Origin of the sequence: Frankia sp. EI5c (assembly GCF_001636565.1) — a bacterium.
GTDB lineage: Bacteria > Actinomycetota > Actinomycetes > Frankiales > Frankiaceae > Parafrankia.
This window is the reverse complement of sequence record NZ_LRTK01000005.1, coordinates 293086-318202: the sequence shown is the minus strand read 5'-3', so window position 1 is coordinate 318202 and position 25117 is coordinate 293086. Positions and strand designations below refer to the sequence as shown.

The window sequence follows — 25117 nt, the reverse complement described above, 5'->3', positions numbered from 1 at the left end:
CTCCGTGAGCACCATCGCCCGTTGGGTGGTGGGCTGAGCCGGAAACGGGACATGTGTCAGATCTTACCGATTGGACATGATTCAATGCTCATCGTGACAAGGCGGCGGTTCCTTCTCGTCGTGGACGGCGGGGTCTCCACGCCGTTGGCCCGATGACCGCGGCCACCCCNCCACCTTCCGCCGTCCCGCTTCAGGGCGAGATCTCGGCCGGTGGTCCGCCGCCCGCGCCGCCCGCGCCGCTGGAGGTGCTGGTGCGGCGGCTGGATCCGGATCTCCCGATCCCGGCGTACGCCCAGCCGTCGGACGCCGGCGCCGACCTGGCCACCACCCAGGACGTGACGCTGGCGCCGGGGGAGCGGGCCATCGTCGGGACGGGGCTCAGCATCGCGCTGCCCGCCGGCTACGCGGCCTTCGTGCACCCTCGCAGCGGACTTGCCGCGCGTCATGGACTCACCGTGGTCAACGCCCCCGGTACCGTCGACGCCGGTTACCGTGGAGAAATCAAGGTGAATCTCATAAACACCGATCAGAGTGAGTCGATCACTCTCCGTCGGGGAGACCGGGTGGCGCAGCTCGTGATCCAACGCGTGGAGCACGCCGTCTTCCGTGAGGTCGCAGAGCTCCCCGCCTCCGTGCGGGGAACCGGCGGGTTCGGGTCGACGGGGGGGTTCGGTCCCTCCTCCGACGGTGGGCCGCGAAGGGAGGAGCACGGTGTTCGGTCGCGGTCGTAAGGCGTCCGCCGAGGTGTCCGCCGAGGCGGGCGCGACTCGGGCGGGCAGGGTGGATGTCGATCGGGTCGGTCCCTTCGACGCCGCCGAGGCGCCCGAGGACGACATGCATCGTCTTGATCTCGGTGCGTTGCGCGTACCGGCACTGCGCGGGGTGCAGGTGCAGTTCCAGGTGGAGGAGTCCACCGGCCGGCCGCTGACGATCGTCGTGACCGACGGGCGCAGTGCGATGGAGCTGGCCGTCTTCGCCGCTCCGAAGACGGCGCCGCTGTGGGACGAGGTCCGGGCCGAGATCCTGGAGACGCTGCGGGCGTCCGGCGGTGTCGAGGGGGAGGGCCCCTTCGGGCCGGAGCTGCGTATGCGACTGCCCACCAACCGCCCCGGGGAGACCGTTCCCGGTCGCATGATCGGCATCGATGGGCCCCGCTGGTTCCTGCGCGCCGTGGTGACCGGGGCGGCCGGTCAGGACCTCTCCGCCGGGCCGTTGCTGGACGAGACACTCCGGCGGATGGTGGTGGTGCGGGGTGACGAGGCGATGCCCGTCCGCGACCCGCTGCCGCTCCGACTGCCGAAGGAGGTGGCCGACCAGAACTCTGACGGCCAGCCGGAAGGCGCGGCGGAGAGCCGGCCGGCGATGCCCGCCCCCGGGGTGCGGATCAGCGAGACCCGCTGACCGTCGGCGAGACCCGCTGAACCGATCTGCGCCGTCCGTCTACCGCGTCCGCCGGCCCGCCGCGTCCGCCGGCCGAGCCGCCCCCGCCCGCCGGCCGAGCCGCCGAGCCGGCCGGCCGGTGCGCCGAGGCCGCGGGTGGGCTCGCGATATGCACCGTCCTGACCGGATCGGTGGTGGCGGGGGTCCGTCCACCTCATAATCCCGGTTCAGGGCGCCGATGCATGGCCGTCTGGTGGGTTTTCCACTCACTGGTCAGACGACGTCCCGAGGTTCGTGAATCCGTCGCCCGGGCGGTCGGGAGCGGTTCGACGATCGGAGGAGCCGTGGGCGAAGGGCGCAGCTGGTGGGGGCGACGGTTCCACCAACTGACAGCGGACAACCAGGAGCTCGAGGACGAGGATCTGCGCCGTGCCTCGGTCGAGGCCGGGGCGGCGCCGATGCTGGCCTGCCGGGACCGGGAGGAGGCCTGCGTCGCTGGATCGATCCGTTCGGTGACCGTGCGGGCGCGTTCTGNGGCGCCCAGCCTTGAGGTCGACCTCTATGATGGGAGCGGAACCGTCACTCTCGTGTTTCTTGGCCGCAAACATATCGCGGGCATCGAGGCCGGCCGCTCGGTGAAGGCCTCCGGTCGAGTGGTCCTGCGCGACGAGCGAACCACGATCTTCAACCCGCGATACGAGCTGCTGCCAGTCTCCTCGACCAGCGCCTGAACGGTGCCCGGAGGACAGGACGCCATCGCCCATGCCGCCAGCCTCGCCGTCGGACCAGCAGCCCCCGCCCGCCCCGGACCGGGGGGCTGACTCAGCACCAACGCTGGCCGAGGCGGTGGGCGGCCCGCGCGGGATCATCGACAGCGCCATCCCGACGGTGGCTTTCGTCACCGTGAACGCCGAGGCCGGCCTGACCGCGGGGATCATCGTCGCGATCGCGGCCGCCTTCGGGCTGGTCGCCCTGCGCCTAGTCCGCCGTGAGCCGGTCCAGCAGGCGTTCTCGGGCCTCTTCGCCGTTGGCTTCGCGGCGTTCATCGCGTCCCGGACGGGCCAGGCGGAGGGCTTCTTCCTCCCCTCGATCGCCAAGAACGCGGTCTGCGCGGTCGTCGGGCTGTTGTCCGTCCTGGTCGGCAGGCCCGTCGGCGGCTACGTGATGGTCGGTTTCGACAAGCGCTATGCCGGCTGGCAGGAGAAACCGGCACTGCGGCGGGCGGCCGTGTGGGCGACCCTGGTCTGGATCGCCGTGTTCGGCCTGCGGTTCGTCATCCAGGGCCTGCTGTACCTCGCCGGTGAGACCGGCTGGCTCGCGGCGGCGAACATCGCCCTGGGCCTGCCCCTCTTCGGGGCCGCCGTGCTCGCGACGTTCGCTATCGTCCGTCGCCTCGCGCCACCGGTGGATGACGCCGTGCCCGTGGATGACGCCGTGCCCGCGGGCGACGCCGTGCCCGTGGACGGTGCGGCCCCGGCGGTGGTCGGTGGGGTGCTGCTGGCGGATGGCGAGGCCGCCGGCCCGGCCGAACACGGGTCGGCCGAGGGCGCCGAGCCGACGGTGCGCCGGCCCGGGAACTGATCCGCGCCCGGCCGGGACTGATCCGGAGGGGTGGCCGCCGGTCACAGCGGCCCCGGCGAGCCCTCCCGGTGGGGGTGCCCTTCCGGCACCGCGCCGAGCAGGGTCGCGAGGTGCTCCTCGGCCTCGCTGGTGGTCGCTACGGCCAGTACCTCGTCTCCCGACTCCAGTGCGCAGTCCGCGGACGGCACGATGGGGTGCCCGTCCCGCAGGATGACGACCAGCGCCGAGTCCGGCGGCAGGTCGACGTCGCCCAACCGCAGGCCGACGACCGGGGCGTTCGCCGTCAGGGTGAGCTCAACCAGGGAGGCGTCGCTCTGCCGGAACTTCATCAGCCGCACCAGGTCGCCGACGCTCACCGCCTCCTCCACCAGCGCGGTGAGCATGCGGGGCGCGGAGACGGCGACGTCGACACCCCACGAGTCGGTGAACAGCCACTCGTTCTTGGGGTGATTGACCCGGGACACCACGCGCGGCACGCCGAACTCGGTCTTCGCCAGCAGGGAGACGACGAGGTTGACCTTGTCATCGCCGGTGGCGGCGACCATCACCGCGCAGGTGCTGAGATCGGCGTCGTCGAGTGAGGACAGCTCGCACGCGTCGGCGAGCAGCCACTGGGCCGCGGGCAGTGCGTCCCGGAGGACCTTGTTGGGGTCCCGCTCGATGATCAGTACCTCGGAGCCGTTCTCCAACAGCTCCGCGGCGATCGAGCGGCCGNCCTTGCCCGCCCCGGCGATCGCCACCCGACGCCCTCGGCGGGCAACCGGGCCGCTCTGTTCCACCGGTTCCAGCCCGCCCGCGTTCACCGTCATCGCCACGCCTCCATGCCCTCGTAGGTCAGTCGTGCCCGGGACCTGCGTGGATGATGGCGTCGGCCGCGGTGGCCCGAGCCTTCGTCACCGCGATGTGCAGGACGTCACCGTCCTGGACGAGGGTTCGCGCGTCCGGCAGCCGCCCCTCACCGAACCGGGTCACGCACACCACCCGGACCTCGGCCCGGGACTCCAGCTCGGTCAGCCGCCGGCCCACCCAGCCGCGGGCGGGGGTGACGGCGGTGACCATCACCGTGCCGGAGGTGTCCGTCCACTCGGGCGTCACGGCCTCCGGGATGAGCCGGCCCAGGATCTGGTCGCGGGTCCAGCGCACGGTGGCGACGGTGGGGATCCCGAGCCGCTCGTAGACCTCGGCCCGCCGGGGGTCGTAGATCCGGGCCACCACCCGCTCGACGCCGAACATCTCCCGGGCGACCCGGGCAGAGATGATGTTCGAGTTGTCGCCGCTGGAAACGGCGGCGAAGGCGGTGGCCTCGGCGATGCCCGCCTCGATCAGGGTGTCCCGGTCGAAGCCCATGCCCGTCACCCGCCGACCGCCGAAGCCGGGGGAGAGGCGGTTGAACGCCGCGCGGTTCTGGTCGATCACGGCGACCGAATGGCCGAGCCGTTCGACAGCACCGGCCAGAGACGAGCCGACCCGGCCGCAGCCGAGGATCACGACGTGCACGGGAAGTGAGCGTAGTCCGACCGGGGTTGCGGGGTCGATGCCTCGGCCTCGGCCGTTCCGCCGGCCCGGTGGGGTCCGGCCGGCGCGGGGTTCTCCGCGGTGCGCCAGGTCACACAGGACGGGTGCGCCACGTCACACCCTCTGGGGAGGTGTGACGGAGGTCGGTAGCATCGCCGCGTGGCGCTCACAGACCGGTTGAAGCGCGGCTTCGTCGGTCGTCCCATCGGCAGTGACCGACTCNGGGAGACCCTGCTGCCGAAGCGGGTCGCACTACCCATCTTCGCGAGTGACGCACTCTCCTCCGTTTCCTATGCCTCCGAGGAGATCCTTCTCGTCCTCGCGCTCGGTGGCCTCACCCTGCTGCACTACACGCCGTGGATCGCGGGCGCGGTCGTGGTCCTCATGCTCACCGTGGTGGCGTCGTACCGGCAGAACGTGCACGCCTACCCCAGCGGCGGCGGTGACTACGAGGTCGCCTCGGTCAACATCGGGCCGCGGGCCGGGCTGCTGGTGGGCAGCGCGCTGCTGGTGGACTACGTGCTCACCGTCGCGGTGTCGATCTCGGCCGGTGTCGCCAATCTGACGTCGGCGGCCACGGGGCTGGCCGATCACAGGGTGCTGTTGGCCTCCGTCCTGGTGGTCCTGCTCACCCTGGTGAACCTGCGCGGCGTGCGTGAGTCCGGCAGCGCGTTCGCCATCCCGTCCTACGGCTTCATCCTGGGCATCCTGGTGATGATCCTGACCGGGCTCGCGCAGACGCTGCTGGGTGACGCCCCGCGGGCCGAGAGTGCCGAGTACCAGGTCCACGCGGAACAGGACTTCGCCGGTCTGGCGTTGCTGTTCGTCATCCTGCGGGCCTTCGCATCCGGTTGCACCGCCCTGACCGGCGTCGAGGCGATCAGCAACGGTGTCCCGGCCTTCCGCCGGCCCAAGAGCCGCAACGCGGCGACGACGCTGCTCATGATGGGGGCGATCGCCGTCACGATGTTCGTCGGCGTGACCACGCTGGCGCTCATCTCCGACGTCCACGTGGCGGAGAACCCCGCCGATCTCATCGGGGGTGACGGCGGGCACCAGCGCACGGTCATCGCCCAGATCGCGGCGGCGGTTTTCGGTGACGGTTCGCCCGGCTTCGTCTACGTCACGGCGGCCACGACGCTGATCCTCATCCTGGCGGCGAACACGGCGTTCAACGGCTTCCCGGTGCTCGGCTCGATTCTCGCGCGGGACGGGTACCTGCCGCGCCAGCTGCACACCCGCGGCGACCGGCTCGCCTACTCCAACGGCATCGTCCTGCTGGCCGGCTTCGCGATCATGCTCATCGTGGTGTTCGACGCGCAGGTCACCGCGTTGATCCAGCTCTACATCCTGGGCGTCTTCATCTCGTTCACGCTGAGCCAGGCCGGCATGGTCCGGCACTGGGCACGTCTGCTGCGAGTCCCGGGTGCCACCACGACCGGGGCGGTGGCCGGGACCGCGGGTGCTGCCGCCGCGGCNGGTGGCAACGGGGGAGCCCGGATCGACGACCAGCTGACCGGACGCGTGCCGCTGGAACCCGGCATGCGTGGCCGGGTCCGGTGCTACCAGGTGGTCAGCCTCCTGGGCGCCGTCCTCACCGGCGCGGTTCTCGTCCTGGTGTTGATCACCAAGTTCACCCGCGGGGCCTGGATCGTCTGCATCGCCATCCCGGTGATCTACCTGTGCATGCAGGGCATCCGGCGCCACTACGACCGGGTCGCCGCCGAGCTGACGCCCGAGCCCGGTCCACCGACACTGCCGTCCCGCGTCCACGCGGTCGTGCTGGTGAGCAAGATTCNCGCGCCCACGCTGCGTGCGCTGGCATACGCGAAGGCCACCCGGCCGCACACACTGGTCGCCACGACCGTCGCGGTGGACCCGGCCGAGACCGAGCGGCTGCGGCAGGCCTGGGAGGAACGTGACATCAAGATCGACCTCGTCGTCCTCGCGTCGCCCTACCGGGAGGTCACCCGGCCGGTGCTGGAGTACGTCGCCGGTATCCGGCGGGAGAGCCCGCGGGACGTGGTCGCGGTGTTCGTCCCGGAGTACGTGGTCGGGCGGTGGTGGGAGCATCTGCTGCACAACCAGAGTGCCCTGCGGCTGAAGGCCCGGTTGTTGTTCCAGCCCGGGGTGATGATGATCAGCGTTCCCTGGCAGCTGGAGTCCAGCTCCCGCGCCCGCGGCAGGCGCGAACACGCAGGTGTGGGAGCGGTCCGGCGAGGCCGGGCCGCCCTTCCCGTCGACGTCGAAGGCGAATCATGAGCAGCGGCGGCAGCGGGGCTGGCAGCGGCGGCGGGGCCAGCGGTGGTGGCGGTGGTGGCGCCGCGCGTCGGGCGGCTCCCGCCCGGCGCACCGGTGGGCCGGGGCAGGACAGCCGGGCCGAGCGCGCCGATCGGTCGGCCCGCCGCCGGGCGACCGGCGCCGTGAGCTCCATCGGAACCGGCCGGGCCCAGCCCGGTCCCACCGGCCGGGCCCGGGCGACCGGCGGGGCGGGGCGTGCCGACCGGACGGCGCCAGCGGCCCCGGCGCCCCCCGGCGAGCTCGTCGAGCTGGAGGTCGGGCCGGTCGCGCACCACGGCCTGTGCGTCGCCCGGGCGGACGGGCGGGTCGTCTTCGTCCGGCACGCGCTGCCGGGCGAACGTGTCCGGGCCCGGATCACCGACGTCTCCCATGACCGGTACTGGCGGGCCGACGCGATCGAGATCCTGGTCGCCTCCCCCGACCGGGTCGAGCCACCCTGCCCGCACGCCGGCCCCGGCCGGTGCGGGGGGTGCGACTGGCAGCACGCCTCACTGGAGGCGCAGCGGCAACTCAAGGCGCGGGTGGTCGAGGAGTCGCTGCGGCGGATCGCGGGCCTGGAGCTCGCCGTCGAGGTCGAGGCGGTCACGACCGAAGCACCGGACGGTCTCGGCTGGCGGACGCGGATGCGCTTCTCCCGGTTGCCGGACGGCGGGGTCGGACTGCGTGCGCACCGATCGCATCAGGTGGTGCCCACCCCTGACTGCCGGATCGCGGACCCGCTGCTCGCGGCGGTGATCGCGGATCCGGCCTTCCTCCTGGACGTGGCGCCGCCCGAGCGCACCGGGCAGGCCGTGGAGCTCCTGGCGATGCCACCTTCGGCGCAGGTACCCGCGGTGGATCAGGGCGGTGCCGTCGCGTATTCGACCAGATCGGGGAACTGGCGGGCGTTCCCCGTGCGATCGGGGGACGGGCCGCGATCCCCAGGAGCGGACGAGGGCGCCGAGGTGACCGAGGTCGTCGAGACCGTCGAGGGCCGCTCGTTCCGCCTGGAACCGGGGGTCTTCTGGCAGATCCACCCGGCCGCGGCGGCGACTCTTGTCGCGGCGGTCCGGGCGGCGGTCGCGGCCAGGCCCGGCGACACGGCTCTTGATCTGTACTGCGGGGCCGGTCTGTTCGCCGCGTTCCTCGCCGTGGCCGTCGGGCCGGCGGGAAAGGTCATCGCGCTGGAGTCCGAGGAGGCCGCCGTGCGGTCCGCCGCGCGCAGCCTTGCGGACCTGCCGTGGGTCTCGCTGCGCGCGCTGCGGGTCACCCCGGCGACGGTGCGCGGGCTGATCGGCACCGGTTCGCCGTCCGGCGGGGGTGTCGACGTGGTCGTCCTCGACCCGCCGAGGACCGGAGCCGGTCGCGAGGTGATGGCCGAGCTGCTCGCGCACCGGCCGCGCCGGGTGGTGTACGTGGCGTGTGACCCCGCCGCCCTCGCGCGTGATCTCGCGGCCGCCGCGGCTGAGGGCTACCGCCTCACCGCGTTGCGCGCCTTCGACATCTTTCCGATGACCGCGCACGTGGAGTGCGTCGCCACCCTGGAACCGGCACCCGCGGAGCCGCCCGGTCAGACCGGGGCATAAAAGCCGTGGCGCGTTGAGGAACGTCCGGAAAAGGGCTGTTCGTTCCCGGCCGCCTACCTGGCTGAGACCTGCCCGGTTCGGCCGGCACGTGCTTTCCGTGGAATTCACCGGCTGGCCCTCCGGTTGCCGCCCGATCGGCCGATCGGCCGATCGGCGGGGACGGGCGGCGGCGCCGGGTGATGGGGATCTGTACGGGTTCGACGGGCCTCGCGCGGGCCGCCGCGGGGGTCTCGGCCGGCTCCCGGCGCCGGGCGGAGGGTCGAGTCGGCGGGCGCGGCGGCCGCGCGCCGGTGCGGTCGGCCCACCCGCGGAGTCCACGTGCGGTCGTGACTTCCGGATCCCGGCCGTCCGGCCGGCTGGCCGGATGTGGCCGGGCCGAAGGACGCTGACCCTGGGTGACCAACGCTCGCACGTCCGGGGGCGCCCGTAACAGCCATCGCAATGTCACGAGAATGTCACGGGAAGATGACATGTGGATGGAGGGTCGAGCGAAGATCCCAGTGGTGGGAGAAAAAGCGCCGCCCGATGGCTCCCCGAGCCGTGGCCGGCTGGCGCGAACCATGTGGTCCGTCATCGCCGTCGACGCGTCACGCCTGGTTCACCGGCACACTTGCGTGGTTACCCGTCGCACATTCCCGGCCGCGGGAGGTGGATTCTACCGCGACTGGGCAGAATACCTGACGCTCTCCGGGCAACTCACATGTCGGGAGCCTGTCTGCGGAGCCCGGGGGGTGCTGCGTAGACTTTGCCGGACCCGGACCGATCCCCTTTCGGGGGAGGGAGAGCACGCCGTGTCGCTTCTGTCGACGATCGACAGCCCGCAGGACGTCAAGCGCCTCGACCACGAGGAACTGGTGGCGCTCGCGGCCGAGATCCGTGATTTCCTCATCCATGCGGTTGCCCGTACAGGCGGCCACCTCGGGCCGAATCTGGGCNCTGTCGAACTGACTCTCGCAATTCACAGGGTCTTTGACTCACCATTTGACCGTGTCCTGTGGGACACCGGACATCAGTCATATGTCCACAAGATTCTCACCGGCCGTCGAGAAGCTTTCGACCGCCTTCGTCAGCGTGGCGGACTCTCCGGCTACCCGAGCCAGGCCGAGTCCGAACACGACATCATCGAGAACTCCCACGCCTCGACCGCCCTGTCCTACGCGGACGGGCTGTCCCGGGCCTACGCACTGCGCGGCGAGAACCGGGCCGTCGTCGCGGTCGTCGGCGACGGCGCGCTCACCGGCGGCATGTGCTGGGAGGCGCTGAACAACATCGCGGCCTCCGACCGGCAGGTCGTCATCGTCGTCAACGACAACGGCCGGTCCTACTCGCCGACCATCGGCGGGCTGGCCGACCATCTCGCGTCGCTGCGGCTGGCACCCGAGTACGAGCAGGTCCTCGACGTCGTCAAGCAGGTGCTGGGGCGCACGCCGCTGGTCGGCGCGCCGCTGTTCGACGCCCTGCACGGCATCAAGCGGGGCATCAAGGACGTCGTCACCCCGCAGGGCATGTTCGAGGACCTCGGCCTGAAGTACGTCGGCCCGATCGACGGCCACGATGTGGCCGCGATGGAGTCGGCGCTGCGCCGGGCCAAGGACTTCGGCGGCCCGGTGATCGTGCACGCGATCACCCGCAAGGGCTTCGGCTACCCCGCGGCCGAGCAGGACGAGGCCGACAACTTCCACGCCGTCGGGGTCATCGACCCGGCGACGGGCAAGCCGGTGTCCGCGGCCAAGGGCACGTCCTGGACGTCGGTCTTCTCCGAGGAGATCGTGCGGATCGGGGCGGAGCGTCCCGACGTCGTCACGATGACGGCCGCGATGCTCCAGCCGGTCGGCCTGAAGGCGTTCGCCAAGGCGTTCCCGGACCGGGTGTTCGACGTCGGCATCGCCGAGCAGCACGCCGTCACCTCGGCGGCGGGCCTGGCGATGGGCGGCCTGAAGCCCGTCGTGTGCATCTACGCCACCTTCCTCAACCGGGCGTTCGACCAGGTCCTGATGGACGTGGCGATGCACCGCCAGCCGGTGACGTTCGTCCTCGACCGGGCCGGCATCACCGGTGAGGACGGCGCGTCGCACAACGGCATGTGGGACATGTCCTTCCTGCAGGTCGTGCCCGGCCTGGCGATCGCCGCGCCGCGGGACGAGGCCACCCTGCGCGCGGAGCTCGACGAGGCGATCTCCAACAGCGACGGCCCGACGGTCGTGCGCTACCCCAAGGGCAAGATCGCGGCGCCCACGCCGGCGATCGATCAGGTCGGCGGGGTGGACGTCCTCTACCGGGCGCCGGCGGTGGCCCGGCACCGCGAGGTGCTGCTGGTCTCGGTCGGCGCGATGGCTCCGACCTGCCTCGACGTGGCGGCCCGGGTCGCCAGCCAGGGCATCGGCATCACCGTCGTCGACCCGCGCTGGGTCAAGCCGCTCGACCCGGCCCTGGTCGACCTCGCCCGTGAGCACGACCTCGTGGTCACCGTCGAGGACAACGGCCGCGTCGGCGGTGTCGGCGCGTCGCTGGCCCAGCTCCTGCGGGACGCCGACGTCGATGTCCCGCTGCGCGAGTTCGGTGTCGCCCAGCGGTTCCTCGACCACGGCAAGCGGGACGAGGTGCTCGCCGAGGTCGGCCTCGCGCCCCAGGACCTGGCCCGCAAGGTCATCGAGGCTGTCGCCCGCCGGCAGAACTCGCTGGTGGACGACGAGGTCGGTGCGACCGACACGGACAGGTCCGACCAGGCGCCGGCCACCGGCCAGGCCTGACCGTCGCAGCCGGGCCGCGCCTGTCCCGCGCGGCCCGGGTGCCCGTGGATCAGCGCGCGGTGTCGCGGGTCGACGGCCCGGCGCCGGCCGCGCGGACGGGACGCCATAGTCTGACCCAGTGAGCGGTGTCGACGGGGCGGACCTGCCCGGGGGCGGGCGGGCCGGTGACGGTCCGGCCCGGCCCCGGGGCGCACGCTGGTGGGCGGTACGCGGCGCGCTGCTGCTCGCCGCGGTACTGCTCGGCGTGGCGCTGGTGGGGCAGTGGAACGACGTCCGGGACTCGGTCGGTGAGCTGACCGTCCTCGGCCTGGTCGGCTCAGCGGTCGCCACGGTGGCGGCGGTCGGCGCGACCGTGCTGTCCTGGCGTGCGGTGCTCGGCGGGCTCGGGGCGGTACTGCCGCTGCGGGCCGCCATCCGGATCTTCTGCGTGGGTCAGATCGGCAAGTACATCCCGGGCAGCGTCTGGCCGGTTCTCGCCCAGATGGAACTCTCCCGCGACTACGGGGTCTCCCGGCCGAAGTCGGCCTCGGCGAGCCTGGTGGTGCTGGCGCTGGCGGTGCCCTGCGGTGGCGTCACCGCGGCTGCCACGCTTCCCTTCGTCTCCCGCGAGGCCCTCACGGACTACTGGTGGGCGCTGGCGGTCGTGCCACTGTTCGCCGTCGTGCTGTACCCGCCGGTGCTCTCCCGGCTGCTGGGCCGGGCCTTCCGCCTGCTGCGCCGCCCGCCGCTGGCCGAGCCGCTCACCGCCCGGCCCATCCTCGCCGGCGCCGGCTGGCTGATCGCCGGCTTCGTCTGGTACGGCGTCGGCACCTGGTTGCTCGTGCGTGACCTCACCCCGGCCGTCGACGGCGCCCGGCTGGTGGCTCTCTGCGTCGGCGCCTACGCGCTCGCCTGGACGGCGGGGTTCCTGGTCCTGGTGCTGCCGGCGGGGGCCGGGGTCCGCGAGGCCGTGCTGGTGCTCGCGCTCGCCCCCGCCCTGCCGAGTGGCCCGGCAACCCTCATCGCCGTCGTGGCGCGGCTGCTGGCCACCATCGCGGACGTCGTCTGGGCGCTGGTCGGGGTTGCGCTGCGCCCGCGGGGCGAGCCCACCCCGGACGAGCGGCCCTCGCCGGTGCTCCCGGCCGAGCCGGGCGCGGACCCGCGGGAGACACCCAGCCGGGCGAGGTGACCAAAGCACGCGGGCCCGGTCCGGGCGGGTGCGTAACCCGCTCGGACCGGGCCCGAGATGCTGACCGGCGGTCAGATGGTCAGATGGTCAGGCGATGGTGGCGACGCCGGGCGGGCTGAAGCGCTGGCCGGTCGCCCGCTCGCTGATCCCGGTGCGATCCAGGTACGGCGTGATGCCGCCCAGGTGGAACGGCCACCCCGCCCCGAGGACCATGCACAGGTCGACGTCCGCGGCCTCGGCGACGACCTTCTCGTCCAGCAGCAGCCGGATCTCCCGCGCGAGCGCCACCAGCGCCGCCTCGCGAACCTGCTCCGCGGTCATCGCCGTCGCACCGGCACCGGCACCGGCGCCCGCGTCGCCGCGGACGAGCGCGGTGACCTCGTCGTCCACGACCTGCCGGCCCTGCGGGTCGGTGGTGTAGAAGCCGGTCTTGCCCGCGGCGACGACCCGGGCCAGGCCGTCCGGTGAACGGAAGCGGTCCGGCCAGGCGCTGTGCAGCGTCTGCGCCACGTGCAGCGCGACCGGTGGGCCCACCAGCGACAGCAGGACCAGCGGCGACATCGGCAGGCCCAGCGAGTCCAGGGCGGTGTCGGCCACGTCGATCGGCGTTCCCGACTCGGTGGCGGCGAGGACTTCGCCCATGAACCGGGTCAGCAGGCGGTTCACGACGAAGGCGGGCGCGTCCGCGACCAGGACGGCGTTCTTCCTGAGCTTCTTCGCGACGTCGANGGTGGTCGCGATCGTCGGGTCGTCGCTGGTGGGCGTGCGGACGACCTCGACCAGCGGCAGCACCGCGACCGGGTTGAAGAAGTGCAGGCCCGCGACCCGCTCGGGGTGGGTGAGGTCGGCGGCCATCTCGGTCACCGACAGCGCCGAGGTGTTCGTGAGCAGCAGCGTCTCCGGCTTGACGTACGTCTCCAGCTCGGCGAGCACCGACTTCTTGATCGCCATGTCCTCGAAGACGGCCTCGATGATGAGGTCGGCGTCCGCGAACGCGTCCTTGGTGAGCGATCCGCTGACGTTCGCCTTCAGCCGGTTCGCCCGGTCGGGGGAGATGCGCCCGCGCAGGAGGAGGTTGTCGAACTCCTGGTGGACCCGGGCGACCCCGGCGTCGAGCCGGGCCTGGTCGAGGTCGGTGAGAACGACCGGCACCTCCAGCCGCTGGGCGAACAGGGCCGCGAGCTGGCTGGCCATCAGGCCGGCGCCGACGACGCCCACCTTCGTCACCGGCCGGGCCAGCGAGNGGTCGGGGCCGCCCACCGGGCGCTTGGCCCGCTTGTTCACCAGGTCGAAGGCGTAGAGGCCGGCGACCAGCTCCTCGCTGGCGCCCAGGTCGGCCAGGGCCGCGTCCTCGGCGGCGTAACCGGTGTCGCGGTCCGCGGTCTCGGCCAGCGCCATCAGTTCGAGCGCGCGGTAGGCGGCCGGGGCGGCGCCGTGCAGCCGGGCGTCGGCCAGGGCACGCCCGCGGTCGAGTGCCGCGGCCCACGCCGCTCCCCGCTCCACCGGCTGCCGGCCGGCGGCGGGGTCCACCTCGCCGCGCAGGACTTGGCCCACCCAGCGCAGGGCCTCCTCCAGGAAGTCGGCGGGCGCCAGCAGCAGGTCGCCGATCCCGAGCTCGAAGGCCTGCTTCGCGCGCAGCGTCCGGTTCTGGCTCAGCGCGTTGTCGATCATTACCGTGACGGCCTTCTCCGGGCCGATGAGGTTCGGCAGGAGCTGGGTGCCGCCCCAGGCCGGCACGAGGCCGAGGAAGACCTCGGGCAGCGCGAGCGCGGCGATGTCCGTCGACAGCGCCCGGTAGTCGCAGTGCAGGGCCAGTTCCAGCCCGCCGCCGAGGGCCGCGCCGTTGACGAGGGCGAAGGTCGGGACCTTCCGGCCGGCGAGGCGGCCCTCGCCGACCCGGCGCAGGGCCGTGTGCCCGAGTTCGCCGAGTGCGGTCAGCTTGGGCCTGACCTCTTCCGGATCGGTCAGCGAGGACCGGTAGGACAGGTCCGCGCCGACACAGAAGATGAACGGCTTGCCGGTCACCGCCACCGCGGCCACCGGCGGGTCGTGCTCCTCGATCTGGTCGACCGCCGCGAGCAGGGAACGCAGCCCCGCCGGGCCGAAGGTGCTCGGGCGGGTGTGGTCCAGCCCGTTGTCGAGGGTGATGAGCGCGACCGGTCCATCAACCCCGGGAAGCTGTACATAGCGGACATGGGCCTGCGTGACGACCTCGTCCGGATGTTCAAGAGTCACCGCGGCGCTGCTCATGCTCCGTCTCCCATTTCGGCCGAAGATGCTGAGGTTCGAGGGTCCCGGCCGACCTGGCTGTCGACCGTGGGTGCCCGGGAACGGCGGGCGGGCCCCGAGGGAGGGGCCGCCCGACCGTGTTCCCGGTGAGGCGGGCCGGCTCAGGCGGCCTGGTGGTGCGGGTTCTCCCAGATGGTGGTCGCGCCCATCCCGATGCCCACGCACATCGCGGTCAGGCCGTAGCGCACCTCGGGGTGCTCCTCGAACTGCCGGGCGAGCTGGGTCATCAGCCGCACGCCGCTGGAGGCGAGCGGGTGGCCGTAGGCGATCGCGCCGCCGTAGGGGTTGACCCGGGGGTCGTCGTCGGCGATGCCGAAGTGGTCGAGGAAGGCGAGCACCTGCACGGCGAAGGCCTCGTTCAGCTCGAACAGGCCGATGTCGTCGATGCTCAGGCCGGTGCGGGCCAGCGCCTTCTCCGTGGACGGGATCGGGCCGACGCCCATGACCTCGGGGTCGACACCGGCGAAGCCGAAACCGACCAGGGTCATCTTCCGGGTCAGGCCGAGCTCAGCGGCCACGTCGGCCGCCGCCAGCACGCATCCGGTCGCGCCGTCGTTGATGCCGGCCGCGTTGCCGGCGGTGACCCGCCCGTGCGGCCGGAACGGCGTCTTCAGCCCGGCCAGCCCCTCCACGGTGGTGCCGGGGCGGGGCGGCTCGTCGGCGGTGACCAGCTCCCAGCCGCTCTCCAGGTGCCTGGCGGCCACCGGGACGAGATCGGGCTGGATCTGCCCGTTGGCGTAGGCCTTGGCCGCCTTGGCCTGCGAGGCGACGGCGTAGGCGTCGGCCCGGGCCCGGGTGATGCCCGGGTAGCGGTCGTGCACGTTCTCCGCGGTCATGCCCATGACCAGTGCCGAGGGGTCGACGAGCTTCTCGGAGACGAACCGGGGGTTGGGGTCGACGCCCTCGCCCATCGGATGGCGCCCCATGTGCTCGACGCCGCCGGCGATGGCGATGTCGTAGGCACCGACGGCGATGGCGGAGGCGGTCGTGGTCACGGCCGTGACGGCGCCCGCGCACATCCGGTCGATGGCGTAGCCCGGCACCGATCTCGGCAGCCCGGCCAGGATGCCCGCGGTCCGCCCGATGGTCAGGCCCTGGTCGCCGATCTGGGTGGTGGCCGCGATGGCGACCTCGTCGACGCGCTCCGGGGGCAGCGACGGATTGCGCCGGATGAGCTCCCGGATGACCTTGACCACCAGGTCGTCCGCCCGGGTCTCGGCGTAGACCCCCTTCGCCTTGCCGAACGGCGTGCGGACGCCGTCGACGAACACCACATCACGCACCGAACCCTGCGCGCTTACGAACACACCGGCCTCCTCGACGCCCTTGTCCGTCGACGGCGAGTACTCGACTCCCGCCGCCACCGGTGTCGGGCCGGAAGCCTGAAGGTGGTGCCGACCGCGACGGACACCAGCCTACGGCAGGAGTTACCCGTGGGTAGGTAATGGGTGTCACGTCTGATGGTCGAGGAGTGCCCTGGATTGCCGGCTAAAATCCGCGATCGCCGTGGGCCGGATTCCGATCAGCCGGATTCCGATCAGGAGGCCGGCGGCTGCCCGTCAGCGGCGGCGGGTTCCGCGTCGCCGGCGGGCGGGCCGGCCGGTCGCCGTGCCCTGGTGGCCCTGCGCGGGGCGGTGCCGCCGGCCTGGCCGCCCTCGGTCGTGCCGCCGTCTTCGGTCGTGCCGCCGTCTTCGGTCGTGCCTCCGCCGGGGGTCGTGCCTCCGCCGGCTCCGTCCGCCGTGGGGTTCGAGGCGTTGTTCCGGGCGGCCTTCGGGCTGGTGGCGGTGCCCGCGGGCGGGTCCACCAGCGCGGTGGCCACGGCCGCCGCCGTGAGCTCCACCTGCCAGGGCCGGGCCCCGCCCGCGATGAGTGCGGCCGTCACCGACGCGGTGTCCCGCGGGGTGGGTGGGGTCCAGGTGACCCGGCGGGCCACCGCGGGTTCGAGCAGGTTCTCCACCGGCATGCCCAGTGACGTGGCGATGGCGTTCAGCGCGGAGCGGACCCGGGCCAACCGGGCGGCGGCCACCGGATCACGCTCCGCCCAGCGGTTCTGCGGCGGCAGGCCGTCGCCGCCGGGGCCCGCGGAACTGGGGAGCTGGCTGTCGGGCAGCTCCGCGGCGGCCCGGAGCGCGTCCATCCAGGTCGTGGCCGACCGGCGCAGCTTGGGTCCCGAGAAGATGGGCAGCCGGGTCAGGGCGGCGGCGTCCTCGGGGGCCTTCAGGACAGCGTCCATGATCGCGTTGTCGGGCAGTATCCGCCCGGGGGCGATGTCACGGGCCCGGGCGACCTTGTCCCTGGCCTGCCACATCGACCGGACGGCGGCGAGCTGGCGCCGGGTGCGCGCGCGATGGATCCCGCTGGTGCGGCGCCACGGCTCGGCGCGGGGCTCCCGCGGGGGAGCGGCGGCGATCGCGGCGAACTCCTGTGCCGCGAAGTCGATCTTGCCTTGTTCGATCAGCTCCGTCTCCAGCCGGTCACGCAGCTCCACCAGCAGCTCGACGTCCAGAGCGGCGTAGCGCAGCCATGGCTCGGGCAGGGGTCGGGTCGACCAGTCGGCAGCGGAATGCCCCTTCTCCAGCCCGTAGCCGAGCACCCGCTCGACCATGGCGCCGAGCCCGACCCGCTCATAGCCCAGCAGTCGGCCGGCGAGCTCGGTGTCGAACAGGCGGGTCGGACGCAGCCCGAGCTCCGCGAGGCAGGGCAGGTCCTGACTGGCCGCGTGCAGGACCCACTCGGTCCCGCCCACCGCCTCCTGCACGACGGTCAGGTCGGGCAGCGCCACCGGGTCGATGAGCAGGGTGCCGGTGCCGCGGCGGCGGATCTGCACCAGGTAGGCACGCTGGCTGTACCGGTAGCCGGAGGCGCGCTCGGCGTCGAACGCGACCGGCCCGGTGCCGGCAGCGAGGCGTTCCGCGGCCTGCGCGAGCTGCCGGGGGTCGTCGAGGACGGGCGGAACGCCGTCCGCGGGCTCCAGCAGGGGGATCGGTACGGCCGCTGACGCCTCGGCGGCAGCCTCGGCTGCCGCACCTTCACTGACCAGGTGCGTTGAGTCAGGAACCGTCGACGTCACGATCGGCGATGGTACGTGTGAATGAGCGTGCTGGCAGCCCAGTCGGTCGAGCATTCGGGCTAATTATACGCTTAGTGTTCGTCTTTGGCGTCGAGGTAGTCATCCCGGACGCGTTCTGTTGACATAGCCGCCGCGCAGTGTCCCCACGGGGAAGCGCCCAGTGACTCAGGCTCGACGCGCAGGTAGCGGAACAACCCCGGAGAGACGCGGCGGGAGACCCGCCATCGCGGCCAGCAGATCGGCGAACGAATGCAGGTGTGCCGCGACTTCCGCGGGGTCCCAGGCGTGCCCCGGTGCGGCCTCCCCGCCCGGGCTCGCCGGGACAGGCCCGGTGAGCCCCGACCCGGCCCAGGTCGGCGACCACGAGCAGCGCAGCTCCACGTCGAAGTTGTCGCCGTCGGCAGCCAGCACGCCGAACCGGCGGGACGACGTGGTCGTCACCGTGCCGCCGAGCGCGCGGACCTCGGCGCCGTGCGACTGCAGCGACTCCCGCAGCCAGGACCAGGCGACACCGGGCAGCAGCGGGTCGTCCGCCACCTCCGGGTCCACCGACGCCCGGGCGTAGCAGACCACCCGGCTCGGGCCCTCCCAGGCGTCCTGCCCGTCGGGGTCGAACAACAGCACGAACCGGCCGGACGCGGTCTCGTCGTCGCCGGTGAGACCGCCGGCCAGCGCGTAGGCGAACGGCGCGATCCGGGACGGCGCGGGGATCTCCCGAATGGTGACGTCGGGCCGCAGGTCCTCCAGGCAGCCCCGGAGAGCGTCGGTGGCGGCGGTGAAGAGGGCAGGCGCGGTGAGCGGTGGCCGTGTTCCCCCCATGGCCGCAACGTTAGGTGCTGCACCGTGATCACGCTGGCCGGACGTCGGAGAAGGGCGCTTGGGGTTCTCCGTGCGGGCCTGGCCGGTTCTGGGCCACGACGGCGGGGCATGCTCCGGCTTCGGCGGCGCCGCGGGACGGGTTCCGCCGGCCGGCGCGGGGCCACCCAGCGCCGTCGCCGGGCGCAGCGGCGGGCGGTACGCGGCAGGCGGGACCTCCGGGCCCGGCTCCGGGCTGTGCAGGCTCACGTGGCGGCCCTGAGAACGGGCACGCCGGGGGCGGGGAGGCTGTCGACGAGCATCGCGTGCCCGCACACGGTGCAGGCACGCTCGGGGCAGTCGCTACCGTGACCGTGTGCACACGGTGGCCGCTCGAAGAGCCGCTCGCCCGCGCACCCCGCGCAGTAGCGGATGCGATCCTCCGTGCCCACCAGGACCTGGTCCACTCGCGCATCACTCCCCGGGCACGGTCGCCTCGTCCGCCTGGCCGCGGCCCACGGGTTGCCGGGGAGGGCGGGAACCTCGACCGGAGATCACTCCGAACCGGGCCCACCGCGAGCCGCGCGTGCCGCGCGCCACCCNGGCCGCAGGGCACGGACGCGCCCCGGCCGCTGCCCAGCTGGGAGCGCCGCCGAGGAGTCCTGCCTCCGTTGGCCGGTCGGAAAGGGCCGAACGCTGGACATTGCGGACCGTTGCCGCCCATTCCGACTGGACTGACGGTGCCATGAGTAAGGCGGTTCTCCGCGCATTCCCCCCGGCGTGTCGCGTGCGGCCGGCTGTGCGTGGTGCGCGATCGAAGCCCCATCCGGGTGGGTGGGGGCGATTCGTGCCGGCTCGTGGGCACGGGCTCGTGGGTACGGGCTTGTGGGCCAGGCGTTTCTCGTGGATCAACGCGGTGGTTCGGGGTGGCGGTTCGGGTGGTTGACCCGAGGTTTTCGGGTGGTTGACCCGAGGTGGCGGTGGCGGTGGCGGACTCGGGGTCGGGGTCGGGGTGCGGGTGGCCGGCTCGGGGTCGGGGTGACGGACCTGTCTGATGGGACGGGGCGCCCCGGTGGCGAGGCGGTCGGGAGGCCCGTGGTGCGACGGCCCCGGGCCGGTGTCGGGACACCACCGCCCTGTCCCTTCCGGCGTCCAGCGCCGGGCCCGCGGGCATCTTGGCCGGCGGCCGCCCGGCCGAGTCGCGGCGATCGGGCCGCTGCTCCCCGGTGGAGCCCGCCGCGATGCCGCCACCAGGGTGTTCAGAGGGCGTACAGGCCCCGAAACGGCCGTCGCCCACCCTGTGTCACGGGTCCGCGGGTGTTCGCCGACGGCGGCTGAAGGGCTCGTTGTGTCTCCGCTTCCAGCGGGGTTGCACCCCCTCCACCGCCGGGGTTGTCAACACCTCTCCCGAGGAGACACAGCGAGCTCTTCAGTCGCCGCATCGCCACTACGCCGCCCGCACCCGAAACGCTGACCACCACCGTCAGACCACCCGCCCGCACCCACCGCACCCGCCCGCACCCGCGAGCTGGGTCCCTCGGCCCGCCACGAGGCGGACTGCGCGAAGCTGCCTAGTTCGCGGGCGCGGAGCGCGCCGCTCCTCCCGCGGGGCCGGGCTGGCGGGGCGCCCCGCCCTGGCTGCTGTCGTCCCCGGCGGAGGCGGACAGGGGGCGCAGCCAGTGCCGCTCCACGAAGAACGGCGCCACCGGCAGTACGGAGGCCCCGAGGGCGAGCAGCGTGCGGCCGGCGCGCCACCGCCGCAGCACCGACACGTACAGCACCAGCAGGCAGTATGTGACGAACAGGGCGCCGTGCAGCGGGCCGAGGATCCGCACGCCGATTTCCTGGTCCGCCCCGTGCTTGACGGCGGTTGCGACCAGCAGCAGGAGGAACGAGGTGGCCTCCGCGAGCGACACGGCCCGGGCTGCGCCTACCGGCCAGAAGCCGTCCTGAGCGGCGGGTTCGGACATCAGATTCTCCTCGACGGTCGCCGTGCCGCACCGGTGCGCTGTGGTCTCCGGGGGCCTGGTCTGATGGTGGACTGGCCCGATCGACTTCTACTGCCAGTAGAAGATATCGCACACAGTCGTGTGCCCCAGCCGGCATCTGTTCGCCCGGCGTGCAACGATCGGGCCATGTCCCTCGGAAGTACCGCCGTCGCGCCGCCTCGTTCCGGGGTTTCGCCCCGCCGAGTGGGCCTTGCCGCGACCTCGCCGTTTCTGCGCGCCGCGGCCGGGGACCGCCCGGACCGTGTGCCTGTCTGGTTCATGCGCCAGGCCGGTCGGGTGCTTCCCGAGTACCGCGCGCTGCGCGCCACCACAGCCATGCTCGACTCCTGCCGCAACGCGGACATGGTCACGGAGATCACGCTGCAGCCCGTCCGCCGGTTCCGGCCGGACGCGGCGATCTTCTTCTCCGACATCGTGCTGCCGCTCGCCGCGGTCGGTGTGGAAGTCGACATCGTCGCCGGAGTCGGACCGGTGGTGGCCCACCCCGTCCGGGCCCGCGCGGATCTCGACGTCCTGCGCCCGCTGCAACCCGACGACGTGCCCTATGTCAGCACGGCCGTGGGATCGCTGGTCCGTGAGCTCGGGGCGACGCCCCTGATCGGGTTCGCGGGCGCTCCGTTCACGCTCGCGAGCTACCTCATCGAGGGAGGACCCAGCCGGAACCACACCCGCACCAAGGCACTGATGTACTCCGAGCCGGAGCTGTGGCACGACCTGCTCGGCCGGCTCGCCGACATCACGGCCGGCTTCCTGCGCGTGCAGGTCGACGCCGGCGCCGACGCCGTGCAGCTGTTCGACTCGTGGGCCGGTGCGCTCAGCGAGGACGACTACCTGCGGTACGTGGCCCCGCACAGCCGCCGCGTGCTGTCGGCCTTCGCCGACGACGGCATCCCGCGGATCCACTTCGGGGTGAACACCGGGCAGCTGCTCGGCGCCATGGGCGAGGTCGGCGCCGACGTCGTCGGGGTCGACTGGCGGGTCCCGCTGGACGAGGCGGTCACGCGGATCGGCCCGGGCCGGTCCGTGCAGGGCAACCTCGACCCCGCCGCCGTCTTCGCCCCGTCCGACGTGCTGGCGGCGAAGGTGCGGGACGTCTGCCGGCGGGGGGCCGCGGCTCCCGGGCACATCTTCAACTTCGGGCACGGTGTGCTTCCGGAGAGTGACCCCGGTGTCCTGGCGCACATCGTGGACCTCGTTCACCAGTTCTGAGCGGGTCCGGTCCACCGCGGCACGGCGCGGCGTCCACTGGCCCGACCGGGGGATGACCGGGGCCGGGGCGAGCGGACGCACGCGGGGCCCGGCACGGCGGGTACCGGGCCGGACGCACGTCCGGCCCGGCTCCCGGGACGGCAGGACGTGTACTGACGGGACCCACGGTGTCGCGGACGCGGATCCACGGACCAGACTGGGTCCCGGCGGGACACGGGTTTCGACCGCGTGGCCGGGCGTGTCCGCCGGCAGGAGGCCGGCGTGCACACGCCGGCGGTATCCCCACCGGTACGGCCGTATCGGGGACGGCGTGAGGGGGCTGGGAGACACGTGCGGGTCGTGATCATAGGTGGGGGCATCGCGGGGCTGGCCGCCGCGAACGCCCTCGCGGGCAAGGCCGAGGTCACCGTGCTCGAGGCGGGGGACCGGGTCGGCGGCAAGCTGCGGACGACCCCGATCGAGGGGCTCGCGGTGGAGGAGGGCGCGGAGTCGTTCCTGGTGCGGGTGCCGGAGGCGCTCCGCCTGGCACGACACGTCGGCCTCGGGCACGCTGTCGTGCACCCGGCGACCACCGCCGCGTCGCTGTGGGTCGGGGGGCGGCGCCGCCCGATCCCGCCGAACACCATGCTGGGCGTCCCGACCGACGTGTTCGGCCTGGTGCGTTCCCGGGTGCTCTCCCCGCTGGGGCTGCTGCGCGCCGCGGCCGACCTGGTGCTGCCGCGGACTGCACTGCCGGACGACCCCACCGTGGGCGGCTACGTCGGTGCCCGGGTGGGCCGCGAGATCGTCGACCGCCTGGTGGACCCGCTGCTGGGCGGTGTGTACGCCGGCCGTGCCGACGCGTTGTCACTGCGGGCCACCGTCCCCCAGCTCACCCCGATCGCGACCGAGGACCGGTCGCTGCTGCTCGGCGCGCACCGGGTCCGGGCCCGGACGGGACCGGCGCCGGCGCACACGCCCGTGTTCGCCTCGCTGCGCGGAGGTCTCGGCCAGTTCGCCGAACAGGTCGCGAGCTCCAGCGGCGCGCAGGTGCGGACCGGCCTGATGGTCCGTGAGCTGCGGCGGACGTCCGAAGGCTGGCAGGTGAGCTGTGACCCGATGGGCGGCGGCGAGGTCCCGGCGCCCATCACGGCCGACGCGGTGATCCTCGCCGTGCCGGCGGGTGCCGCGCGCGACCTGCTGAGCCCGATCGCTCCGCACGCCGCGGCGCCACTGGCGGGAGTGCCCTACGCGTCGGTGGGGCTGGTCACCCTGCTCTACCGGGGTGCGTCGCTGCCGGCTGGGAGCGGCCTGCTCGTGCCGGCCCGGTCCGGGCTGTCGATCAAGGCGGTGACCTACCTGTCGGAGAAGTGGCCGCACGTGGCGGCGGGCAGTGGCCTCACCGTCGTGCGGGCCAGTGTCGGCCGGGCGGGCGCCGAGGGTGAGCTGCGCCGGGGCGACACCGAGCTCGCCGGGGTGGTCGCCGCCGAGGTCGCCCAGGTCACCGGAGTCATCGCTCGTCCGATCGCCTTCCGGGTCAGCCGTTGGGGCGGCGCGCTGCCGCAGTACCTGCCCGGGCACCCGGGCCGGATCGAATCCGTCCGGCGGGCGTTGCCGGCCGGCCTCGCACTCGCCGGAGCGGGCTATGACGGGGTCGGGATCCCGGCCTGCATCCGTTCCGGCGAGGCCGCCGCGGAGGCCGTGCTGAGCGGGCTGCGTGCCGGCGGCGCCCCGGCGGCGGAGTCCGAGCCCGCCGGAGCCTGACCGGGCCCGGCGGCACCGGAGGCTGGCCGAGACTCTCCGCGATCTCGCCTCCCGGGTGGACAATGGTGTCATGTCAACAGGCGACGACGTCCAGCGCAGCGGCACCTCATCGGCGTCCGCGCCCACCTCGGGTGCCCAGCACCCGGCCCCGCCCACCAGCGCCGCCCGACCGCCTGCCGCGGCGGCGCACGGCGGGGCCCCGCACGGCTCCGGCTCCGCGGCCGTGACCGACCCGGTCGCTGCCGACGGCAGGTCGGCCCGGGAACTCAACGACGAGCTGCTCTACACCGGTTGGTCGGTCTTCGCGGCCCGGCGCCCGCTGCCCGCGGACCGCACCGAGATCACCGCGGAGGCCGCGGCGCTTCTCGACGGCGCGCTGGCCAAGGACGTGTACACCCGCGGCGTGTACGAGATCTCCGGGTACCGGGCGGACGCCGACGTGATGATCTGGTGGACCTCACCAGACCCGGACCTGCTCCAGGAGACCTACCAGCGGTTCCGGCAGACGGCCCTCGGGCGGCATCTGGAGCCGGTGTGGTCCGCGGTCGGTCTGCACCGCCCCGCGGAGTTCAACCGGAACCACATCCCGGCCTACGTCCGCCGCGAGGACCCGCGCGGCTACATCTGCGTCTATCCGTTCAACCGTTCGCTCGAGTGGTACCTGCTGCCCGACTACGAGCGCCGCGGGCTGCTCGCCGAGCACGGAATGATGGGCCGCGAGTACGAGGACGTGCGGGCGAACACGGTCGCCGCGTTCGGCCTGGGCGACTACGAGTGGCTGCTCGCCTTCGAGGCCGACGAGCTGCACCGGATCGTGGACTGCATCCGGCACCTTCGTGCCAGTGCGACGCGGCGCCACACGAGGCTTGAGACGCCGTTCTACAGCGGCGCGCGCAAGCCGCTGGCGGACGTCGTGCGGGCACTGCCGTAGTGACCTGACCCGGATCGGCGCCGCCGGTGGCCTGATCCGGTCGTGGCCTGATCCGGTCGGTGGCCCGATGCGCTGGGCCCCACCGAGGGGAGGTCGGCACCTGCCCGGGCGCCCCCACCCGTCCGGCAGGCGCCGACCGCCCCGTTGCTGCCCCCACGGCCGGGCGAACGATGTCGACCCGGGCGGGCAGAAACCACCGGTGGACGAGGGCCCGAAGGGCCGCGGCCGACCGGTGGACGGCGGCCGGGCGCTTCCCGGACCGGCCATGACTGACAGTAGCATCGCCGCTGGTTTCTGTCTGCTACCCGTCAACGGAGGCGACCAACGGTAGACGTTGGGCGGCACAACTCGGGTGATCGGGCAGTTTTTCTACGGAGGGTTACTGGTAGACGGAGGGCTCCCGTCACTCTTTGTGATGGGAGTGCGTGGGCGTCCATCGCGAGCTGTCGTGAAGAAGGCTTCCGCGCCGGGCGGGGCGATGGTCCGCTGTGACGCGGGTGCCGGTAACGTTGCCGCCTGACCATCGAGCGCCGCATGTCGGTGCTGGTGCGGGCCACATCCGGGCCGTACCGCGGTCCGCGTCGGGAGCCCATCGCCGCGCGCGGACCGCGCGGACGGTGTGCCGCAGACCGGCGCGGCCGCCCGGGTCACACGGTCGCGGGAGGCTCGGAGTCGGTGATGTCGCGAGTGGACAGGTCGCAGGGGCAGGTGCCCGCGAGCGCCGCTGTGGCGTGGGACGCCCCCGGTCGCGCGTACCGACTACAGGGCCGCACGTGTATGGGCGAACCGCCACACCAGAGGGTGATTCCTG

The 25117-nt window shown here is 73.2% G+C and carries 17 protein-coding genes and 8 pseudogenes; 15 read left to right on the top strand and 10 right to left on the bottom strand.

Translation table 11 applies throughout. The features are described 5' to 3' along the window. Positions 1-170: 170 nt before the first annotated feature. The 5 genes and pseudogenes from dut to UG55_RS02985 form a co-directional block, all read left to right on the top strand. Positions 171-731, top strand: a 561-nt coding sequence (dut, locus tag UG55_RS03000; protein ID WP_396230784.1) for a dUTP diphosphatase, incomplete at its 5' end; no start/stop codon positions are given. Further along, on the top strand, positions 712-1401 hold the full coding sequence (locus UG55_RS02995) for a DUF3710 domain-containing protein (protein ID WP_066062357.1): 690 nt from the start codon (positions 712-714) through the stop codon (positions 1399-1401). The genes dut and UG55_RS02995, both read left to right, overlap by 20 nt. A gap of 323 nt (positions 1402-1724) precedes the next feature. Further along, positions 1725-1914: pseudogene (locus UG55_RS46605) on the top strand (DNA-binding protein); the annotation flags it as partial. A gap of 1 nt (position 1915) precedes the next feature. Then, positions 1916-2111, top strand: a 196-nt coding sequence (locus UG55_RS46600; RefSeq protein WP_396230783.1) for an OB-fold nucleic acid binding domain-containing protein, incomplete at its 5' end; no start/stop codon positions are given. A gap of 31 nt (positions 2112-2142) precedes the next feature. After that, positions 2143-2961, top strand: coding sequence for a DUF3159 domain-containing protein (locus tag UG55_RS02985; RefSeq protein ID WP_083986329.1), 819 nt, complete (start codon positions 2143-2145; stop codon positions 2959-2961). Positions 2962-3002: 41 nt separating this feature from the next. Here the strand turns inward: UG55_RS02985 and UG55_RS02980 are convergent. The 3 genes and pseudogenes from UG55_RS02980 to UG55_RS02975 all read right to left on the bottom strand — a co-directional run. Next, positions 3003-3675 (bottom strand): annotated as a pseudogene (locus UG55_RS02980) (potassium channel family protein); the annotation flags it as partial. Position 3676: 1 nt separating this feature from the next. Further along, the coding region (locus tag UG55_RS45105) for a hypothetical protein (protein WP_255360416.1) at positions 3677-3770 on the bottom strand (94 nt) is incomplete at its 3' end. A 25-nt stretch (positions 3771-3795) separates the two neighbouring features. Then, positions 3796-4458 carry a TrkA family potassium uptake protein gene (locus UG55_RS02975; protein ID WP_066062351.1) on the bottom strand — a complete coding sequence of 221 codons (663 nt, stop codon included), beginning with the start codon at positions 4456-4458 and terminating at the stop codon, positions 3796-3798. 241 nt (positions 4459-4699) lie between these two features. On the opposite strand from UG55_RS02975, the pseudogene UG55_RS31735 reads away from it, so the two are divergent. The 7 genes and pseudogenes from UG55_RS31735 to UG55_RS02955 form a co-directional block, all read left to right on the top strand. Further along, positions 4700-5954, top strand: a pseudogene (locus tag UG55_RS31735) (APC family permease); the annotation flags it as partial. Position 5955: 1 nt separating this feature from the next. Then, positions 5956-6274, top strand: a pseudogene (locus UG55_RS31730) (DNA-binding protein); the annotation flags it as partial. A gap of 1 nt (position 6275) precedes the next feature. Further along, positions 6276-6738 (top strand): annotated as a pseudogene (locus UG55_RS31725) (DNA-binding protein); the annotation flags it as partial. Next, positions 6735-8342 (top strand): class I SAM-dependent RNA methyltransferase, encoded by a 1608-nt coding sequence (locus UG55_RS02965; protein ID WP_242423643.1) that lies wholly within the window; start codon positions 6735-6737, stop codon positions 8340-8342. The pseudogene UG55_RS31725 and the gene UG55_RS02965, both read left to right, overlap by 4 nt. A 791-nt stretch (positions 8343-9133) precedes the next feature. Beyond that, positions 9134-9277 (top strand): annotated as a pseudogene (locus tag UG55_RS31720) (1-deoxy-D-xylulose-5-phosphate synthase N-terminal domain-containing protein); the annotation flags it as partial. Position 9278: 1 nt separating this feature from the next. Next, positions 9279-11092 (top strand): 1-deoxy-D-xylulose-5-phosphate synthase (gene dxs / locus UG55_RS02960; RefSeq protein ID WP_242423642.1); only part of this gene is annotated, 1814 nt, incomplete at its 5' end. A gap of 142 nt (positions 11093-11234) precedes the next feature. After that, positions 11235-12260: a lysylphosphatidylglycerol synthase transmembrane domain-containing protein gene (locus UG55_RS02955; protein ID WP_066062687.1), complete on the top strand. Its 1026-nt coding sequence runs from the start codon at positions 11235-11237 to the stop codon at positions 12258-12260. Between the two features lie 87 nt (positions 12261-12347). Here the strand turns inward: UG55_RS02955 and UG55_RS31715 are convergent. The 7 genes and pseudogenes from UG55_RS31715 to UG55_RS02925 form a co-directional block, all read right to left on the bottom strand. Beyond that, positions 12348-12988 (bottom strand): annotated as a pseudogene (locus UG55_RS31715) (3-hydroxyacyl-CoA dehydrogenase family protein); the annotation flags it as partial. Between the two features lies 1 nt (position 12989). Then, positions 12990-13503: pseudogene (locus UG55_RS31710) on the bottom strand (3-hydroxyacyl-CoA dehydrogenase family protein); the annotation flags it as partial. Position 13504: 1 nt separating this feature from the next. Then, positions 13505-14510 (bottom strand): enoyl-CoA hydratase/isomerase family protein (locus UG55_RS31705; RefSeq protein ID WP_242423641.1); only part of this gene is annotated, 1006 nt, incomplete at its 3' end. Positions 14511-14650: 140 nt separating this feature from the next. After that, positions 14651-15856 (bottom strand): thiolase family protein, encoded by a 1206-nt coding sequence (locus UG55_RS02945; RefSeq protein ID WP_066062684.1) that lies wholly within the window; start codon positions 15854-15856, stop codon positions 14651-14653. Positions 15857-16086: 230 nt separating this feature from the next. Next, positions 16087-17673, bottom strand: coding sequence for an HRDC domain-containing protein (locus tag UG55_RS02940; protein WP_066062337.1), 1587 nt, complete (start codon positions 17671-17673; stop codon positions 16087-16089). Positions 17674-17784: 111 nt separating this feature from the next. Then, positions 17785-18438, bottom strand: coding sequence for a DUF3000 domain-containing protein (locus tag UG55_RS02935; RefSeq protein ID WP_066062334.1), 654 nt, complete (start codon positions 18436-18438; stop codon positions 17785-17787). Between the two features lie 1547 nt (positions 18439-19985). Then, positions 19986-20384: a DUF3817 domain-containing protein gene (locus UG55_RS02925; protein WP_066062328.1), complete on the bottom strand. Its 399-nt coding sequence runs from the start codon at positions 20382-20384 to the stop codon at positions 19986-19988. Between the two features lie 165 nt (positions 20385-20549). On the opposite strand from UG55_RS02925, the gene hemE reads away from it, so the two are divergent. From hemE to hemQ, 3 genes are all read left to right on the top strand, one after another. Further along, positions 20550-21632, top strand: coding sequence for a uroporphyrinogen decarboxylase (gene hemE / locus UG55_RS02920; protein ID WP_066062325.1), 1083 nt, complete (start codon positions 20550-20552; stop codon positions 21630-21632). Between the two features lie 330 nt (positions 21633-21962). Further along, on the top strand, positions 21963-23375 hold the full coding sequence (gene hemG, locus UG55_RS02915) for a protoporphyrinogen oxidase (protein ID WP_066062322.1): 1413 nt from the start codon (positions 21963-21965) through the stop codon (positions 23373-23375). A gap of 70 nt (positions 23376-23445) precedes the next feature. Further along, positions 23446-24306: a hydrogen peroxide-dependent heme synthase gene (gene hemQ / locus UG55_RS02910; protein ID WP_242423640.1), complete on the top strand. Its 861-nt coding sequence runs from the start codon at positions 23446-23448 to the stop codon at positions 24304-24306. Positions 24307-25117 lie beyond the last annotated feature (811 nt).